The sequence below is a fragment of the Fictibacillus fluitans genome, assembly GCF_030418125.1.
Lineage (GTDB): Bacteria > Bacillota > Bacilli > Bacillales > Fictibacillaceae > Fictibacillus_C > Fictibacillus_C fluitans.
In genome coordinates this window covers 210,720-226,836 of record NZ_JAUHTR010000005.1, presented here as the reverse complement: position 1 = coordinate 226,836, position 16,117 = coordinate 210,720, and the positions used below count along the sequence as shown (strand labels likewise).

Sequence of the window (16,117 nt, the reverse complement as noted above, 5' to 3'; positions counted from 1 at the left end):
ATGGAGGTCCGTTCTTTAATCGTGAAAGGAGTATAGAAATGCTTCAACCTTACGATCTGCCATTGGAAGAATTAAAAATATACAAACCTGACCTTACAAAGAGAGAAGATTTTATAAATTTTTGGACCCTTACGAAGGAAGAACTTGCAGAACATCCAGTTAACTGTACTATGGATAAAGTGGATTACCCCTCCGATCGGGTAGACGTTTATGAAGTTGTCTATCGAGGATTTAGGGGTGCCGAAATAAGAGGCTATTATGCACGACCAAAGAAAATGGGCATTTATCCAGGTCTGGTTTGGTACCATGGCTACAACTATAGTTTTGATGGGGGAATCCATGAAACGGTAAATTGGGCTCTGCATGGCTATGCGGTGTTTGGTATGCTAGCAAGAGGCCAACAAGGCAGCGAAGATAACATGGTATCTTCGCACGGTCATTCTTCGGGCTGGCTGACGAAAGGGGTATTGGATAAAGAAACCTACTATTACCGGGGGGTGTATATGGATGCTGTACGTGCTGTTGAAGTATTATCCCGGTTTGAGGAAGTGGATCACAAACGAATCGGTGTAATAGGGGGAAGCCAGGGAGGCGGGATTGCTTTAGCTGCAGCAGCCCTTTCTCCAATACCTGCAGTAGTTGTTTCAATCCATCCTTTTCTAAGCCATTTTCAGCGGTCCATTGATGTCGCAACACAAGGTCCGTATCTTGAAATTAATGATTTCTTCCGCCGGAATACAAGGCCTGAACTGGAGGAACAAACGATGGAGACACTCTCTTACTTTGATGTTATGAATCTGGCTCCGATGGTCACGTGTACAACCCTGATGTCAATCGGATTAATTGATGATATTACTCCACCATCGACCGTATTTGCGGTCTATAATCATCTGCAAACTGAAAAAGAGTTAAAAGTATACCGCTATTTTGGTCATGAGTATACCTCTCCCTTTCAAATGGAAAAGCTAAAGTTTCTCCAAAATCACTTAAAAGGACAGACGGCAAGTGTTGAGAACTGAATGAATGAGACTGCGTGATGTGCTCCGGCATTTTTTTCACCGTACAACCAAAGGTAACATCATTTATTTCATTGGCTTAATAAGAAGGTCGGAATCGCTGACCTACAGGGGGCATCAAACGCAGTATGCGTCCTCATGCTGATTACAGAATTTCCTCCAACTTCTTTGAAAAAAACAACGAGCCAGCTAAAGCCCTCTCCGCATAAAGCGGGAGAGGGCTTCTCTGTTTGGTTAATCCCACTGTGGTTTTCCACTGATGAAAGGAAGATCGATTTTTCTGATTAGAGGAAGAAGAATGGCTAACCAGCGGCTTGATTACATCTTCATCCAGGCTTTCCGGATCCACCATTCCATCAATATAGACAATTAAATATTGATGGCTGTCCAAATCGAGGACATGGCGAAAGACCACGTCGGAGCAGTTTGTAAACACATCCTTCAGCTCAGCCTCATTTTCAGATAGTTGAGAATGTAAAGGGGCTTCATGATTGCTGTTCTGTTTTTCAAGTTGTTTAAGCACCTTGCTTTGGGACGGTTTTACCTTTCGATGTTTTTTTGAAAACAACATAACGGCCTCCAAAATACTTGTTGGTTTAGTAATTCCCGGGTTCTCTTGAAACATACGGCCACAAAAAACGTCGAAACTTGCGTACGATTGCTTGTCCGGAAGGCACGAAAGAAATGGTATGATTTAGGTAACAGAATCGGGGGTGGGGCATTGAGAAAAGCAGGGGCAGTTGCAGCGGCATTGCTGGTAACCGTGTTAACGTCATGTCAGGGTTCCATGCTGGCGGATGGAGAAATGAAGCTGGACACGCATTCGAAAGGTCATTATCCACGGTCATACAAACCGGTTTCCCTTGAAAAAAGTGAGGATGTTCTCCCATTTAAAGCACACCTGCCACAATACATTCCATACAAATACAAGCCGCCAAAAGTGGTGATTACCGATTGGGGGAAAAAAGAAAAGCTTCAGCTGGAGACGCAGTACATACGAAAAGATGAAAATACGGAAAAAGGGTTTATTACAATTACAATTTTCAACCATAAAAATTTAGTGAATGATTTGATCAAGCAAAAAAAATACGTAAAAATGCTGGAGCTGGCTGATGGCACAAGTGCCTATTTCGCCTACTTTGGAAACTATGCCGAGCTTTTCTGGGTTCGGGATGGAGAAGAATACGATCTGCGACACATGTTTGCCTCGGAGTACACCCAAAAGCAGCTTGAAAAAGAGCTTCTGGGAATTGCGAATTCGATCAAGTAGAAGGGGACAGCAGCTTATGAAAATGCTAAAATGTATTTCATTCTTTTTTGCTTTACTTATCGCAGGGCAGATCTTTTCAGGCCATCATGCTTCAGCCAAGTGGGCCTATCCGTTTGTGGTCTGGGATCATTACACGTATTCGATTAGTGAGGAATACGTGGAACAAGTGGGGAAAGAGATTGGTAAGGTGACCAAGTATTCGGACCAGGAAGGGGACTACAACGGAAACTTTTCCAATCAATATAAAAAGGGAACGAAGTATTTTAAGATCAAAGGCATCAGCACCGATAAAGCGATTGCCGTTCAGGAGCCTGGCGGAAAATACATTAAAGCCATAAGGGAACATAAATATCAGGAATCCAACATGGTTGGAAGCTTCATGAGTGAAGTGGAAGCCAATCCATGGATTGGCTTTCTTGTCCTTGTTGGAGCAGCGGCTGTTTTGATTGTTGCCTGTAAATCAGTAAAGAGCAAATTTCATATAGAAGATTGAAAATAAGGCTGGCTCTCTTGGGGCGGCCTTTTACTGTTATAAACTGATACAATGAAATCGGATAGCAGAACACGTTTGAAGGAGCCGTAAAATATGAACAGTGAGGTAGTAAGAATATTCGATGAGCAGATGAAGTGTATCGGACAGAAAACAAGAGAAGATGTACATAGAGATGGCGTCTGGCATGAAACCTTTCATTGCTGGTTTACGCTGCTGGAAGGATCAGAGCGTTATATTCTGCTGCAAAAACGGGCAGAAGTGAAAAAGGATTATCCATGCTTGTTGGACATTACTTCAGCCGGACATTTAATGGCCGATGAACGGGTTCACGATGGGACCAGGGAGATCGAGGAGGAACTGGGTGTTTCCGTAACCTTTGAGGAGCTCATTCCACTCAGTATCATTAAAACCGAAATCAAACAGGACACGATGTGGGACCGGGAATTTTGCCATGTTTTTCTCTATCCATGTGACCAATTGCCCGCGTTTTCCCTTCAAAAGGAAGAAGTCGATGCGATTTATAAAATTAAGCTGCAGGATGGGATTGATCTGTTCAAAGGGAAGGCACAGGATATAGAAGTTCTTGAGGTGCACCCGGGCCAACAAACAAAACGGGTGAACAAAGCGGATTTTGTGGATCAAGTGGATTATTATAGAGATGTGTTTGAGCGGATACAGGAAACGGTTAAGTAAACAATTAAGGACTGAATTGTTATCAAGCCAATTCAGTCCTTTTATGTGGAAGGACGGCCTTTGATGGAATAGCTCGGCCCGTCCTTTTTTTGCTGAACTTTTTCTTTTTTCTCAGTCATTTTTTTCATTGCGCTGCTGGTGTTTTTGGCCAGATCACTGTCTGGTTCAAGGCTCATTCCCTGGCCATAGTTGGCCCCGATGTTCAATTTGCCGTGGAGGTCCTTGATGCCAAGGTTGGCGAAGTTATTGGTCAGGTCGTATTTATCAATCCTCAGGGTTTCAATATTGATATGTTCAATGACAACGGGCGGCGTGACGTCGTTGTCTTTTTTTAATTCCGAAAGCTCGGCCTGCAGCTGTTTAAGGTGCAGGTGAATTTCCTCCATGTTTTTATCATGATTTGTAATGGCGTTGAGTATGGTTTTAAAAAAAGGCATAGGCTATCCCGCGCTTCCGTTAGCTTAATAATCCGGCTTGTACTCTAGTCTATGAAATAAAAAAGAGAACATGTCTGATTGTTATCCAAAAAGAGAAAGGATGATCCTGAATGAAGTTTTCCTCATCCAAAGTGAATCTAGGTTTTCTTGATCTGAACAAAATGGGCACTAACTGCTTGCTTTCGTTTGGCCAGACGGTTCGGAGCCGGGTCTATAATACGACGAAAAAGAATTCGGCTTTTGGCGAGAGCAATGGTGATTTTCCTCACCATATGTCTGAAACATACAGAACAAATGATAATGATGTAAGCGATAGTGAAACAGAAAATAACCGCCGCTAATCAATCCGTATATTCCGCTCTGGGGTCAGGTTGCGCATGATTCTTACTTCGAGCACTCCATTAAAAAAGCGGGCAGCCGTCCGGGTCTCGTTAATCAGTTCAGGCAGCTGTATGGTCCGTTCGAAATGGCCAGTGGGCCGTTCGGCTTTGACGACGGTGGCATCTTTGTAGGGAGAGTGCAGTACGCCTTTGATTGTCAGGTTGTTGGCTGACATGGAGAGATTCACATCTTCCTTCCGGATGCCGGGAAGATCAATCACGATCATCCATTCCCGGTTGTTCGTGTAAATATCGACCTTAGGAAATTCCGCCTGGGGTGAAGGGGCGCTTTGGCTGGGCCCGTATTGGTTATACCGGTGCCGTGCATCCTGCTGGTTGTTGACCTGGCCGATTTGCCCGCCCGGAGGACCATCAAAAATACTGTTCCAGAAATCGTTTCCCTGTACCTTTTGCGCGAGCTCCAGCCACTGTTGCAATTTATCGACGTCCATTCAAGCACCTCCAGAATTCAAGCAAACATATTTACAGGGAACAAACATATATTTAGGGGAAAAGGAGGGAGAAATTAGTGGGTTCACCTTCTATTGTTATAAATATTTTTCTTTTTAAAATTAATTCCTTTGAAAATGCGTCGGCGGTGAATATCGGGGAGAATTACTTGTCTGACTGGCACAATTCAGATAAAAAAAATCAGGGCTTCGGCCAAAGTTTTGGAGATGATGCGAGGTTTATTGGCAACGACAATTCAGTGGATGACAGGGATGCTGTTGATTCACCGGTTACACAGTCATCGTACGGACGGGAAATCCCTTCACTGATTGAGAAGGTCTGACAAAAAAGCAGGAGGTTCACATGGTGCTGTTTTCACCCATGGTCGTTAACATGCTTGGGTTTAAAGTCAATACAATGGACCGTTCGGCCACTCTCGCTTTTGGGCCGGTCCAGCAGCTCGATCTGTTCAGCTCAAACAAAACCAACCAGGGATTCGGTGAGGACAACGGAGATCTTACCGTTGTCAACCTTCCGATCATCTGGGTGGCGGATCAGGATGTCATTGATTCAAACTCTGTTAAAAATAGTGTGCTGTAGCAAAAGGGCCGTCTTTGAACGGCTCTCTTTTATTTTGGCGGGAAGGTATCCAATCGAAGCTGTAGAAGATTTTAGCAGATCATTAAATAGAGGGAGGCAGCACATGAGTCATTTTAAACCATGCAGCATCGATAACGTAAAAGAGCTAACGGAGGAATACATAAAAGCGTTAAGCTCTCCCATCGACTCCTTTTTAGAGAATCATATTTTGAATTCAGCGTTTTACCAGATGTACGATGGTTCCACTTTGATCGGGTACTTCGCTATCCACAGTAACGAAAAGCTGACCCAGTTTTATATCGCACAGCCGTATCTGCACCTTGCTCAGGATACGTTTAAACACGTGCTGGAACACTATTCGATCCGTTCGTTATTTGTTCCCACATGTGATGAACTCTTTTTAAGCATGGCATTGGACCTGGATTTTAAGATTGAAAAGGAGGCCTATTTCTTTCAGGACAGTAAACGTCCACTGTTACCGGAAACTCTATATCCCGGCGGAACTTTTCACCCGGCGGGGCCAGAAGATGTTCATAGAATCATAGAGGTTTCGGGTGACTTTTTACAGCAGGCAGATAAAATGGCGGAAAAAGGAGAGCTGTTTACGTTCACGAAAGACGATGTCCTGCTCGGAATCGGTGTATTGGAGCGCAGCAAGCTCCTCAGCGGATATGCGAGTATTGGCATGTTCACCAACAAGGCTTACAGGCAGCAGGGAGTCGGCCAAACCGTCATTCATCATTTGAAACAGTGGTGCTACGAACATAACACGATTCCCATTTGCGGCTGCTGGTACTACAATACGAATTCTAAAAAGACACTGGAGCGGGCGGGCATGGTGAGTAAAACAAGATTATTAAACCTTGTGGCTGAATGACATTTTCATAGAAAAGTTCTCTCTATGAAAGTGAACAGTGGTTTACCTCCCCTCAGGATGTGGAAAAGTACATTGTTAAATTTTTCAATCAGACAGGGAGGATTCAGTATGGATCAAGACCAACAGCGTTATCCAACAGATACACCACCGGAACAGCAGAACCGGCTGCCGGGCATTGAAGAGGACATGTACTTGCGCCCTCAGTTCGACCGTGCGGAATACAAAGGAACAGGCAAATTAAAGGATAGAGTGGCACTGATTACCGGAGGCGACAGCGGGATCGGACGGGCTGTCGCTTCGTTATATGCGAAGGAAGGCGCCCATGTGGCGATCGTCTATTATGACGAACACAAGGATGCCGAGTTCACAAAAGAAGCAGTGGAAGAGGAAGGCGTACAATGTCTGCTTATTCCGGGAGATCTCAGGAAGGAAGCATTCGCCAAGGAAGCCGTCCAGAAGACGATTGAGAAATTCGGCAAGCTGGATATTCTCGTCAGCAATGCAGCTACAGCGATCCTGAAGGACCGCATCGAGGATGTTCACTGTGAGGATTTTGTCACCACATATGAAACGAATGTATTTGGGGCGTTCTATATCACCAAAGAGGCCGTTCCGCACATGAAAGAAGGAAGCACCATTATCTTTACAACCTCCGACTCTGCCTATAAGGGGCAAAAGAACGGATTGGATTATGCCTCTTCCAAGGCGGCTGTGCTTGGCTTTATGAGATCGCTTTCTCTTCAGCTCGTCGACCGGGGCATCCGGGTAAACGGTATTTCCCCGGGTCCGATCTGGACACCTCTCATCCCGGCGAGCCAGCCGAGATCGACAGTAGACAGCTTTGGCCAGGAAACCCCTATGAAACGGGTGGGGCAGCCGGAGGAACTGGCACCGGGTTATGTGCTGTTGGCTTCGGACGATTCTTCTTATATGTCGGGACAGGTTATTCATATTAATGGCGGCATGGTCGTCAACGGCTAAGTGATTTCAGACAGGCAGGCTGCAATGCCTGTCTTTTTTATGTACATAAAAAGGATTCCAAACAGCAGAAGAGAATGTATTGGATGGGGAAAGGTGACGCCCAGAGGAGGGATGTCTATGAAACTGATACTTGAAAAAGCAGCCTTGGAAAAAAAGAACGTGTTAACACAAATGCTGGAGCTGTACCGTTATGATTTCAGCGAATTTGACGGGTCGGATTTGAATGAAAACGGCCAGTACGGCTATGCCTATTTGGATGCCTACTGGCAAGAAGAAGGGCGTTATCCCTTTTTTATTAAAGCGGACAACCGGTTTGCGGGATTTGTGCTTGTCCACAAAACCAGAGGCACCCATATGATTGCTGAGTTTTTTGTTATGAAGAAGTACCGCAAAATGGGGATTGGCCGGCAGGCGGCTTTTCTTACGTTTGACCGGTTTCCGGGCAAATGGGATGTGGCACAGATTCCAAAGAACAAACCGGCACAATCCTTCTGGGTCCGGATCATTCGGGACTATACCAATGGAGAATTTACCGATCAGTTCTCTGAAACCGAACAGGTCCGGTATCAGACTTTTGTTACATCCAAATCAGTTACCAGGGAGGCAATACGATGAATGCAAAAGAAGTACTGCTCAATCAGCTCGATGCGCTTGAGGACAGTCACTGGTTTGTATCACTAAAAGAATCGCTTGTAGGACTGACCGATGATCAGGCCGCATGGAAGGAAACGCCTGAAAGTAATTCAATCCGCGAGATCACCAATCATCTCATTTATTGGAATGAACTTTACTTGAAGCGTTTTCAAAGCCCTGAATCTCAGGGAGGAAACAACGTGGAAAACGATGAAACCTTTCGTGACCAGGAAGAGCTGGACTGGAAGCAGACGATGGATAAACTGAATCATCTTACCGCCCAGTGGATTAAAGCGGTAGAAGAGGCAGACGAAGCACGGTTTGACGAGAATGCCTACAGCCACCGCGAAGAGGCATGGGGCAGTGTCATCGCCAACATGACCATTCATGTGGCCTACCATACCGGCCAGATTTTGTATGCCCGTAAAAAGCAGGGCAGCTGGAATCCGGAAAGCGGCGTCCACTAAATCATGAAACTTTTCAACATGTGATATCGTATATAGGGTAGACCGCAACAAGGAGAGGAAGATATCATGTTAAAGCGCCTGGCTTCAGATGCATTAGGATTAAGTGATGTCGGAAGTGTGATCAAGCCTGCCGATTATGATAAGGTGGACGCCGACGATTACGTCTTTCACGAAGACAATGAAAAAATTTATTTTTTGATCAAATCAAAAACAGATGAATACTGTTTTACGAACCGTGCGCTTATTCATCTGGACGGAACGAGCGCCGTCAGCAAAAAACGCATGCTCCACCGCTACAGCTATGGCGAGAACACGATTTCCAACGTAGCACTGGAGACCGCGGGTACAGTGGACCTCGACGTGGAGATCAAGTTTGTCATCGGTTCGGTTCCATTTTCCATCGATGTGCACAAAAGACACATTGAAGAGCTGAAGGATTTGTACAAATCCCTTAGTAAAATTGCAGAGATCGCTCACGAGAACGAGTTTGCCCTTCAATATGCCCAGCAGAGCATCAACGTGGCATCCACGACGCTCAGCCGGATCCAAAGCAAGGAAAATGAACTGGTCGACAGCTTCAACCAGTTGAATGACGCCGCTTTTACGTGGCTGATGGAAAGCCGTAAAGAGTACCATGTGAAGGATTACGGCTATGTGTTTGAGAAGTATATTAATAACTAGATGTATTAGTGAAGACAGGTTGCCATGTGCAGCCTGTCTTTTATTTGGAACTTTAAGCATGACAAAAAAGAGTTTCATATAAAGAACACCGGGTAAACAATAAGTGGTTACACAGTTAAACAGTTATTTAATAGTTGAGATATCATTCAAGAAGCTATTGGAGGCTGGTGGGTTGAATAAGATTTTATTGTTAATCCCCGCTCTGCTGCTCCTGGTGTTTAGTGCAGCTGTTTTGCCGATACTTGGAGAGGAAGCGGATGTAAGGGGAGTCGGAATGGGAGCTCTTCTGATGTGCACCTACTTGCTGATTGAACAGCATGATAAAGAAGGCGGGAGAGCGAGAAAGCGAAGGAAGGAACAAGACTAGCCCGGAAAAAGGAGCGAAGAAGGATGAGCAATACAAAAAACAGGCTTTTATTAAGCGGTGGTTTAGTTGTTCTCTTTTTTATCCTGGGATATCTTCTTTATCCTGCGGGGTTTGCGGAATTCATGTTTGTTCTGGGGGGAATAGGGATTTTTTATATCATTGATCAGCTTGTCTCCTTTCGCAGTAAAAGACAACGCAACATGATCTTTATTGTGTTCTTTTTACTCTTTTTCGGTCTGACGTTCTATTTTTCTTATATGAGCGGGCAATAATGGCTAAAACGAATAAAGCTTCCCGAACGTGCTACACTGCACGTCATCCCGACATCTATCATTTTACTAACCCGAAAAGGGTTCTTTTTTATAATAGCGCCTTTTAAAAGAGGAATTGGTTTAGCTAATGAAGAAGCATAGGAAATCACCAATGCATGGAGGACCAATGGATAAACTAAAAGCCTGGGCAAGAAAACTGAAACGACAGATCTATACTTTGTATTTTGCCTGCAGGGATAACAGGGTTCCCTGGTATGCGAAGGCGTTTACTGCTCTGGTGGTAGCCTATGCCTTCAGCCCGATTGATTTGATTCCTGACTTCATACCGGTTCTTGGGTATCTTGATGATATTATCCTTGTACCTGCCGGGGTCTGGCTGGCTTTAAAAATGATACCCCGCGATGTTCTGGCCGATTGTGAGAAAAAAGCAATCGATTTGCTGAAGGAGGGAAAGCCGAAGAACTGGGTGGCAGGCGGACTCGTTCTGTTGATCTGGGCTTTGATTTTTGCATGGATTATTTATAGGGCAGTTCGGTTTTATACATAAATGGAGGAGATAGAGTATGAAAATTGGAGTGATTGGAGCAAGCGGCAAAGCCGGCAGCTTGATCGTAAATGAAGCGGTGGAAAGAGGGCATGAAGTTACAGCGATTGTCCGGAATGCAGCAAAGGTTAAGAATGAGAAAGCGCATGTACTTGAAAAGGATATCTTTGACCTGAGAACGGAAGATTTGAAACCATTTGATGTGGTTGTTAATGCGTTTAACGCACCACGGGGCAAGGAAGAACAGCACATTGAAGCTGGCCGTGTGTTTATAGATGCGTTAAAAGGTGCGCCGCAAACCAGGCTGGTTGTGGTAGGTGGTGCCGGCAGCTTGTTTGTAGACGAATCACAATCCACTCGTTTGTTTGAGACACCGGATTTCCCCGAAGCCTTTTATCCAACGGCTTCAAACATGGGTGCAAATCTAAAGGAACTGCAGGAATCCAAAGGGATCAAATGGACGTATATCAGTCCCGCTGCATTCTTTAACCCGGAAGGCAAACGTACAGGTTCTTACCAAAAGGGTAAAGAGCAAATGATATTGAATGATAAAGGGGAAAGCTATATCAGTTTTGCTGACTACGCCATTGCCGTTTTGGATGAAATCGAAAACCCGCAGCATGAAAATCAGCGGTTTACAGTCGTTGGCGAAAAAGAATAACGATACAGTTGATGCCATTGGTGAAAACTAATGGTATTTTTATTTCGCGGAAAATTACTAAGTAATACTTTGGGGTACTTCTATTTACTCTGGTTCCATTTCCTCTGAGCCATCGTTTTGTTCGAAAGCAGGACCGCCGAACTGCTCGTTGATTTCCCTTGTGAGCTGATCAAGGAACTCATCAGATAAAAGGGGCTCTTTTTTCTCCGGCATGACACATCCTCCTATCAAAAATCCATTGATTTTCGAAGCATTTATAAATAAGATTTCCGATTAATAAAGGTTCTAATCTTTTTATTTACAATTGTTCAAAGCAGGAGTATGATATACGAAGTTTCAATTTCTTGAATCGCTGAAACCTTAGTGTGCGGGGGAACCATCCGGATGTATAAATCCATCCACGGGGTGAATCCTTTCAAAGGTAGGGCTACTCTTAAGGCCCGAATCCGACAGCTAACCTCGTAAGCGTTTTTGGAGAAAGAGGGTGGAGCTTGTGCGACAAAAATTATAATGTCCGCAGGTCTATTTACGTCGGCTTGTGGGCTTTTTTAATACCTTTTTTTAGTCATCAAGAGAACAATTATAAGTGGCGGTGAATTCAACATGTTAACTTCGCTGAAGAGGTTATTGATCGGAAGGCCACTCAAATCCAATGAGCTGGGTGAACAAAGGCTGAATAAAACGAAGGCTTTGGCCATTCTTTCTTCCGATGCGTTATCATCAGTAGCCTACGGGCCTGAGCAAATATTAATTGTACTATTTACCATAAGCGCAGCTGCCTTCTGGTATTCTATTCCGATTGCCGTCGGCGTACTTATTCTGCTTACTGCTCTCATCTTATCTTACCGGCAAATTATCTATGCCTACCCGCACGGCGGGGGAGCCTATGTGGTTTCCAGAGACAATCTTGGAAAAAATCCGGGATTGGTTGCCGGCGGGTCGCTGCTGGTCGATTACATTTTAACGGTAGCTGTTAGTGTGTCGGCAGGTGCGGATGCGATTACTTCCGCGTTTCCTGCGCTGCATCCTTATAACCTGCCAATCTCGATCGTGTTTGTCCTGTTTCTGACCACCCTGAACTTAAGGGGGGTCACCGAGTCGGCTTCTGTGCTGGCTTATCCGGTTTACTTATTTGTTGTAGCTTTGATCGTCATGATCGGAGTTGGCGCTTACAACATTGTTACCGGTCACGTTCCTGAAAACCTGCATACACCGGTCGGTACACCCGTTGCCGGTATCAGCCTTTTCCTGCTTCTGAAGGCCTTTGCTTCAGGAAGCTCAGCTCTTACCGGTGTAGAGGCAATTTCAAATGCCATACCTAACTTTAAGGATCCCGCTCCAAGGAATGCATCGAGAACACTTATGGCAATGGGCGGGTTATTGGCTATTTTGTTCACCGGGATTGTTTTTCTTGCCTATTATTACGGCATCACTCCGGAAGCCAAGGAAACCGTTGTCTCTCAGATTGCGGATGATACCTTTGGCAGAACATTTATGTATTTCTTTATTCAAGGTACAACCGCATTAATCCTTGTTTTGGCAGCAAATACTGGTTATTCTGCTTTTCCGCTGCTGGCGGTAAACCTGGCGAAGGATAAATTCATCCCGCGCATGTTTACGATCCGCGGTGACCGGCTTGGATACTCAAACGGGATTATTACCCTTGGAGTAGGTGCGATCCTTTTGCTGCTTGTGTTTAACGGGAAGACAGAGCATCTTATCCCGCTTTATGCGGTCGGTGTATTTATTCCGTTCACCTTGTCCCAGACGGGGATGATTTTGAAATGGATGCGGGAAAAGCCAAAAGGCTGGTTGCCAAAGCTGATCACCAATGCCACGGGAGCTCTTATCAGCTTTATCGTAACCATCATGTTCTTTTTAACCAAGTTTCCGCAGGTGTGGCCGGTGCTCGTTTTCTTGCCGCTTATCGTCCTGCTGTTTCACCGGATTAAATTGCACTATGATCATGTCGGTGAGCAGCTGCGGATCAACCCAAATCAGCCACCGAAGCTGGTGGAGGGAAATGTGATCATCGTTCCGGTAGCCGGTATTACAAAGGTCGTGGAAAACTCAATCAACTATGCAACTTCCCTTACGGATCAGGTGATTGCCGTTTATGTCGCGTTTGAACGGGAAGATGAACACGTGTTTGAAGAGAAATGGAAAAAGTGGCAGCCCAATGTGCGGCTCGTTACGCTGCATTCATCCTATCGAAGCATCATTATGCCGCTTACGAAATTTATTGATACGGTTCAAAACAAAGCAGAAGAAAATAATTACCGCGTAACGGTCTTGATTCCACAGTTCATCACCAAAAAGAACTGGCATAATATCCTGCATAACCAGTCGAGCCTGCTCATCCGCGCCTATCTGCTGTTCAAGCGGGATGTGGTAGTGGCAACTGTTCCGTTTCGATTTAAAAAATAATAAAGATTTCATGAAAATCAACTTTGATGAGTTGGTTTTTTTGTTTAGCAGGGAAAATAGGTTTTCTCTTGAAAATAGTAGCTAGCTATTCATTTATTTGGAGGAGGTTGATACGATGCAAAAAGTAACTCCGTTTTTGTTGTTTGAAGGGAAAGCAGAAGAGGCGATCCGTTTTTATACGTCCACATTCAAGGATGCAGAAGTGGGTAACATGCTGTATCAGGAAAATGGGATGGTGCTTCATGCGACATTTACCATTAAAGGACAAACGCTGATGGCCATTGACAGTGTGATTGAACACGGATTTACGTTTACACCTGCTCTATCACTATTCATCGAATGTGACTCGGGAGAAGAGCTGGAAGAACTGCACAATAAACTGGCGGACAACGGAAAGGTGCTCATGCCGATTACCGATACACCAATCAGTGAAAAGTTCTCCTGGGTCGAGGACCGCTTCGGGGTTTCCTGGCAGCTGAATATGATGAAGAAATAGGGAGAATGCTGAATATTCATACCTTGGAAGGGATGATGAATCATGCGAAAAATAACGGTGCTAAACAGAGTATCGGTGGACGGATATTTTGCGAGTTTGAATGAAGCCAACTTTGGGATGGATTGGTTTATTCAAGATCCGGAAGTGGACAAAGCGGTACACAATGGCGAGGAAGAAGTATCAGCCTTCATTTTCGGGGCAGATACGTACAGAGGGTTTGAACGAAGCTGGGTGCCCATGCTTAACAATCCCGATACGCCAAAGCACTTAAAGGATATGGCACAGGTACTCACGGACAATACCAAATATGTTTTTTCAACCACTATTAAAGAAGCCTCATGGGAGAATACCAGGCTATACAGCAGTGAACCGGTAGAGGTTATCACAAGAGTTAAGCACGAAGAAGGGGGGAATATCTTGATTTTTGGAAGCGGCTCAATTGTGCAGCAGCTTGGAAATGCCGGCTTGATTGATGAATACATGCTGATTATGACGCCCATCATTGCTGGCGAGGGGAAAGCGTTATTTCAAGGGATGAAACAAACGGGACTGACACTGGCAAAAACGCAGGCCTTTCAATCAGGCAATGTGTTATTGCATTATCTGACCGCTAATCAGAATAGATTTAGAGTGGAGTAGGAGTAATGGGAAATGATCATAAAAGTAGATGATTTAACAGGAACAGAAATCAAATCGCTGATTGGGGAACATCTTCAGGGAATGCAGCTTCATTCCCCGCCGGAAAGCATCCATGCCTTGAATTTGGATGGCTTGCGTAAACCGGAGATCACATGTTGGAGTGTATGGGGAGACGGTGAGCTGATGGGATGCGGTGCGTTAAAGGAATTGGATGCCACGCACGGTGAAATCAAGTCCATGCGCACGGCCTCCTCCCATTTGAGAAAGGGAGTGGCACAGAAGCTTCTCCAACATATCATTGAGGAAGCGAAACGGCGGGACTACGGGCGGCTGAGTCTTGAGACTGGCTCCATGGAAGCCTTTGAACCGGCGAGAAGGCTTTACGCCCGTTTCGGGTTTGAAGAATGCGGGCCATTCGCAGACTATACAAGCGATCCGAACAGTATTTTTATGACAAAGAAACTCTAACCATATATTTTCTTAACATTTGCTGTAAGAAGGATTAACAAATGCTCTTTATACTTGAAACGTATTCTACTATAGCGTTTAAGGGGAGAAAAGCAGATGGTGAAAAAGAAGGTTATAGGGACGGCTATTTCAGCAATCATGATAAGTTCAATGGCTGTGTTTGGATCGGGATCAACCGTTTCAGCGGCTGATAATGAGTATAAACAATTTGAGAAAAGGGATTTTGATCTGGAAGCCCACAGGGGAGGAATCGGGCTAACGGTAGAATCCACCATCGCATCCTTTTCGCGTGCCCTTGAGCTTGGGGTGAGCACGCTGGAGCTGGATGTGCAAATTACGGAGGACCACCAGGCGGTAGTCACGCATGACCGACAAATTTCCGGGACAAAATGCCGGGATACGAAGCCCGTTTTTACAGGCGATCCGGAATACCCGTATGTCGGAAAGTACATAAAAAATCTGACGCTGAAGCAAATTCGGACATTGGACTGCGGTTCGTCCACGCTGCCGCAGTTTCCGGGACAGGTGGCAAGCCCGGGTGCCAAAATGCCGCTGTTGACGGATATTTTTGATCTAGTAAAACACTATAAAGCAAAGAAAGTCTGGATGAACATCGAAACCAAAGTAGAAGCGGGGGCTCCGGAAGAGACGGCACCACGTGAGGAATTCGTACAAACCGTCGCCCGCCAGGTTCGTGAAGCCGGAATGCTTAACCGGGTTTCCATTCAAAGCTTTGACTGGGGATCTCTGATGAGAATGCGCGAAGTCGAGCCGCGCCTGCCGATTGTGGCGCTGACGAACGGCCCGCAATTCCTGCAACCGGGCCAGCCTGGTGCCTCCCCATGGCTTGGAGGCATTGACATCGACGATTTTAACGGTGATCTGGTTGCGGCAGCCCACTCGTTTGGGGCAAATGCCATCTCGCCTGTTCATGGTTTTCCGCAGGATGGAAAGATTACCGATGAAAACTACGAGCCGTATGTAAACAAGCAAATGGTGGACAAGGCTCACCGGGCTGGAATGAAGGTCATTCCATGGACCGTGGATGATAAGCCAACCATGAACAAGCTTATGAATGACGGAGTGGATGGCTTAATCACAGACTATCCCGACCGCTTGCGCCAGGTGATGGCTGAGCATGGACTCAAGCTTCCGAAAAGCTACAAAGCACCAAAACATAACTAAACTAACAAGACAAGACGGCCGGCCAAAGTGCCTGCCGTCTTGTTTTTTGTTCACTTATGAAACTTTGTGAGCGATTTTAC

Annotated in this window: 25 protein-coding genes and 1 riboswitch; of the genes, 21 read left to right on the top strand and 4 right to left on the bottom strand. The window is 45.3% G+C overall.

The genetic code is table 11. The annotated features are described in order from the left end of the window. The first annotated feature begins 38 nt into the window (after positions 1 to 38). On the top strand, positions 39 to 1,019 hold the full coding sequence (locus tag QYB97_RS11830) for an acetylxylan esterase (RefSeq protein ID WP_301166211.1): 981 nt from the start codon (positions 39 to 41) through the stop codon (positions 1,017 to 1,019). A 142-nt stretch (positions 1,020 to 1,161) separates the two neighbouring features. Here the strand turns inward: QYB97_RS11830 and QYB97_RS11825 are convergent, their stop codons facing one another. After that, positions 1,162 to 1,587 (bottom strand): spore germination protein, encoded by a 426-nt coding sequence (locus QYB97_RS11825; RefSeq protein ID WP_301166210.1) that lies wholly within the window; start codon positions 1,585 to 1,587, stop codon positions 1,162 to 1,164. A 150-nt stretch (positions 1,588 to 1,737) separates the two neighbouring features. Here QYB97_RS11825 and QYB97_RS11820 point away from each other — a divergent pair, with 150 nt between their 5' ends. The 3 genes from QYB97_RS11820 (at position 1,738) to QYB97_RS11810 (ending at position 3,472) form a co-directional block, all read left to right on the top strand. Beyond that, the gene (locus tag QYB97_RS11820) at positions 1,738 to 2,286 is read left to right on the top strand and encodes a hypothetical protein (protein ID WP_301166209.1); all 549 of its coding nucleotides are present in this window, start codon (positions 1,738 to 1,740) and stop codon (positions 2,284 to 2,286) included. A 16-nt stretch (positions 2,287 to 2,302) separates the two neighbouring features. Then, positions 2,303 to 2,779 (top strand): hypothetical protein, encoded by a 477-nt coding sequence (locus tag QYB97_RS11815; protein ID WP_301166208.1) that lies wholly within the window; start codon positions 2,303 to 2,305, stop codon positions 2,777 to 2,779. Between the two features lie 93 nt (positions 2,780 to 2,872). Then, entirely contained in the window at positions 2,873 to 3,472 is a 600-nt protein-coding gene (locus tag QYB97_RS11810) for an NUDIX hydrolase (protein ID WP_301166207.1), read from the top strand. A gap of 41 nt (positions 3,473 to 3,513) precedes the next feature. On the opposite strand, the gene QYB97_RS11805 is transcribed toward QYB97_RS11810, so the two are convergent. Then, complete coding sequence (locus tag QYB97_RS11805) at positions 3,514 to 3,909, bottom strand: hypothetical protein (protein WP_301166206.1); 396 nt, start codon at positions 3,907 to 3,909, stop codon at positions 3,514 to 3,516. Between the two features lie 110 nt (positions 3,910 to 4,019). Between QYB97_RS11805 and QYB97_RS11800 the strand changes: the two genes are divergently transcribed. Next, positions 4,020 to 4,250, top strand: coding sequence for a hypothetical protein (locus QYB97_RS11800; protein WP_301166205.1), 231 nt, complete (start codon positions 4,020 to 4,022; stop codon positions 4,248 to 4,250). Here the strand turns inward: QYB97_RS11800 and QYB97_RS11795 are convergent. Further along, positions 4,247 to 4,741: an Hsp20/alpha crystallin family protein gene (locus QYB97_RS11795; RefSeq protein WP_301166204.1), complete on the bottom strand. Its 495-nt coding sequence runs from the start codon at positions 4,739 to 4,741 to the stop codon at positions 4,247 to 4,249. The two genes, QYB97_RS11800 and QYB97_RS11795, sit on opposite strands and share 4 nt — an antisense overlap. Positions 4,742 to 4,818: 77 nt before the next feature. Here QYB97_RS11795 and QYB97_RS11790 point away from each other — a divergent pair, with 77 nt between their 5' ends. The 11 genes from QYB97_RS11790 to QYB97_RS11740 all read left to right on the top strand — a co-directional run bounded on the left by QYB97_RS11790 (position 4,819) and on the right by QYB97_RS11740 (position 10,822). Next, positions 4,819 to 5,082, top strand: coding sequence for a hypothetical protein (locus QYB97_RS11790; protein ID WP_061974938.1), 264 nt, complete (start codon positions 4,819 to 4,821; stop codon positions 5,080 to 5,082). 23 nt (positions 5,083 to 5,105) lie between these two features. Continuing rightward, positions 5,106 to 5,339 (top strand): hypothetical protein, encoded by a 234-nt coding sequence (locus QYB97_RS11785; RefSeq protein WP_301166264.1) that lies wholly within the window; start codon positions 5,106 to 5,108, stop codon positions 5,337 to 5,339. Between the two features lie 103 nt (positions 5,340 to 5,442). After that, on the top strand, positions 5,443 to 6,216 hold the full coding sequence (locus tag QYB97_RS11780; protein WP_301166203.1) for a GNAT family N-acetyltransferase: 774 nt from the start codon (positions 5,443 to 5,445) through the stop codon (positions 6,214 to 6,216). A 108-nt stretch (positions 6,217 to 6,324) separates the two neighbouring features. Continuing rightward, positions 6,325 to 7,197 (top strand): SDR family oxidoreductase, encoded by an 873-nt coding sequence (locus tag QYB97_RS11775; RefSeq protein ID WP_301166202.1) that lies wholly within the window; start codon positions 6,325 to 6,327, stop codon positions 7,195 to 7,197. A gap of 117 nt (positions 7,198 to 7,314) precedes the next feature. Further along, positions 7,315 to 7,812 (top strand): GNAT family N-acetyltransferase, encoded by a 498-nt coding sequence (locus QYB97_RS11770; RefSeq protein ID WP_301166201.1) that lies wholly within the window; start codon positions 7,315 to 7,317, stop codon positions 7,810 to 7,812. Then, complete coding sequence (locus QYB97_RS11765; RefSeq protein WP_301166200.1) at positions 7,809 to 8,297, top strand: DinB family protein; 489 nt, start codon at positions 7,809 to 7,811, stop codon at positions 8,295 to 8,297. Before QYB97_RS11770 ends, QYB97_RS11765 begins: the two co-directional genes overlap by 4 nt. A 66-nt stretch (positions 8,298 to 8,363) precedes the next feature. Continuing rightward, positions 8,364 to 8,978 (top strand): PH domain-containing protein, encoded by a 615-nt coding sequence (locus QYB97_RS11760; RefSeq protein WP_301166199.1) that lies wholly within the window; start codon positions 8,364 to 8,366, stop codon positions 8,976 to 8,978. A 172-nt stretch (positions 8,979 to 9,150) separates the two neighbouring features. After that, the gene (locus tag QYB97_RS11755) at positions 9,151 to 9,345 is read left to right on the top strand and encodes a hypothetical protein (RefSeq protein WP_301166198.1); all 195 of its coding nucleotides are present in this window, start codon (positions 9,151 to 9,153) and stop codon (positions 9,343 to 9,345) included. 23 nt (positions 9,346 to 9,368) lie between these two features. Then, on the top strand, positions 9,369 to 9,617 hold the full coding sequence (locus QYB97_RS11750; protein WP_301166197.1) for a hypothetical protein: 249 nt from the start codon (positions 9,369 to 9,371) through the stop codon (positions 9,615 to 9,617). 166 nt (positions 9,618 to 9,783) lie between these two features. After that, positions 9,784 to 10,164, top strand: a complete 381-nt coding sequence (locus QYB97_RS11745) for a YkvA family protein (protein WP_301166196.1) — start codon at positions 9,784 to 9,786, stop codon at positions 10,162 to 10,164. A 16-nt stretch (positions 10,165 to 10,180) separates the two neighbouring features. Further along, on the top strand, positions 10,181 to 10,822 hold the full coding sequence (locus QYB97_RS11740; RefSeq protein WP_301166195.1) for an NAD(P)-dependent oxidoreductase: 642 nt from the start codon (positions 10,181 to 10,183) through the stop codon (positions 10,820 to 10,822). An 84-nt stretch (positions 10,823 to 10,906) separates the two neighbouring features. Here QYB97_RS11740 and QYB97_RS11735 read toward each other — a convergent pair whose 3' ends face one another. After that, positions 10,907 to 11,035, bottom strand: a complete 129-nt coding sequence (locus QYB97_RS11735; RefSeq protein WP_301166194.1) for a bacitracin ABC transporter ATP-binding protein — start codon at positions 11,033 to 11,035, stop codon at positions 10,907 to 10,909. A gap of 127 nt (positions 11,036 to 11,162) precedes the next feature. Continuing rightward, positions 11,163 to 11,305, top strand: a riboswitch (cyclic di-AMP (ydaO/yuaA leader). A 120-nt stretch (positions 11,306 to 11,425) separates the two neighbouring features. On the opposite strand from QYB97_RS11735, the gene QYB97_RS11730 reads away from it, so the two are divergent. The 5 genes from QYB97_RS11730 (at position 11,426) to QYB97_RS11710 (ending at position 16,037) form a co-directional block, all read left to right on the top strand. Further along, positions 11,426 to 13,249 carry an APC family permease gene (locus QYB97_RS11730; protein WP_301166193.1) on the top strand — a complete coding sequence of 608 codons (1,824 nt, stop codon included), beginning with the start codon at positions 11,426 to 11,428 and terminating at the stop codon, positions 13,247 to 13,249. 115 nt (positions 13,250 to 13,364) lie between these two features. Continuing rightward, positions 13,365 to 13,745 (top strand): VOC family protein, encoded by a 381-nt coding sequence (locus QYB97_RS11725; protein WP_301166192.1) that lies wholly within the window; start codon positions 13,365 to 13,367, stop codon positions 13,743 to 13,745. A gap of 42 nt (positions 13,746 to 13,787) precedes the next feature. Next, positions 13,788 to 14,384 (top strand): dihydrofolate reductase family protein, encoded by a 597-nt coding sequence (locus QYB97_RS11720; RefSeq protein WP_301166191.1) that lies wholly within the window; start codon positions 13,788 to 13,790, stop codon positions 14,382 to 14,384. A gap of 12 nt (positions 14,385 to 14,396) precedes the next feature. Then, positions 14,397 to 14,852 (top strand): GNAT family N-acetyltransferase, encoded by a 456-nt coding sequence (locus tag QYB97_RS11715; protein WP_301166190.1) that lies wholly within the window; start codon positions 14,397 to 14,399, stop codon positions 14,850 to 14,852. Positions 14,853 to 14,948: 96 nt separating this feature from the next. Next, complete coding sequence (locus QYB97_RS11710; protein ID WP_301166189.1) at positions 14,949 to 16,037, top strand: glycerophosphodiester phosphodiesterase family protein; 1,089 nt, start codon at positions 14,949 to 14,951, stop codon at positions 16,035 to 16,037. The last annotated feature ends 80 nt before the right edge of the window (positions 16,038 to 16,117 follow it).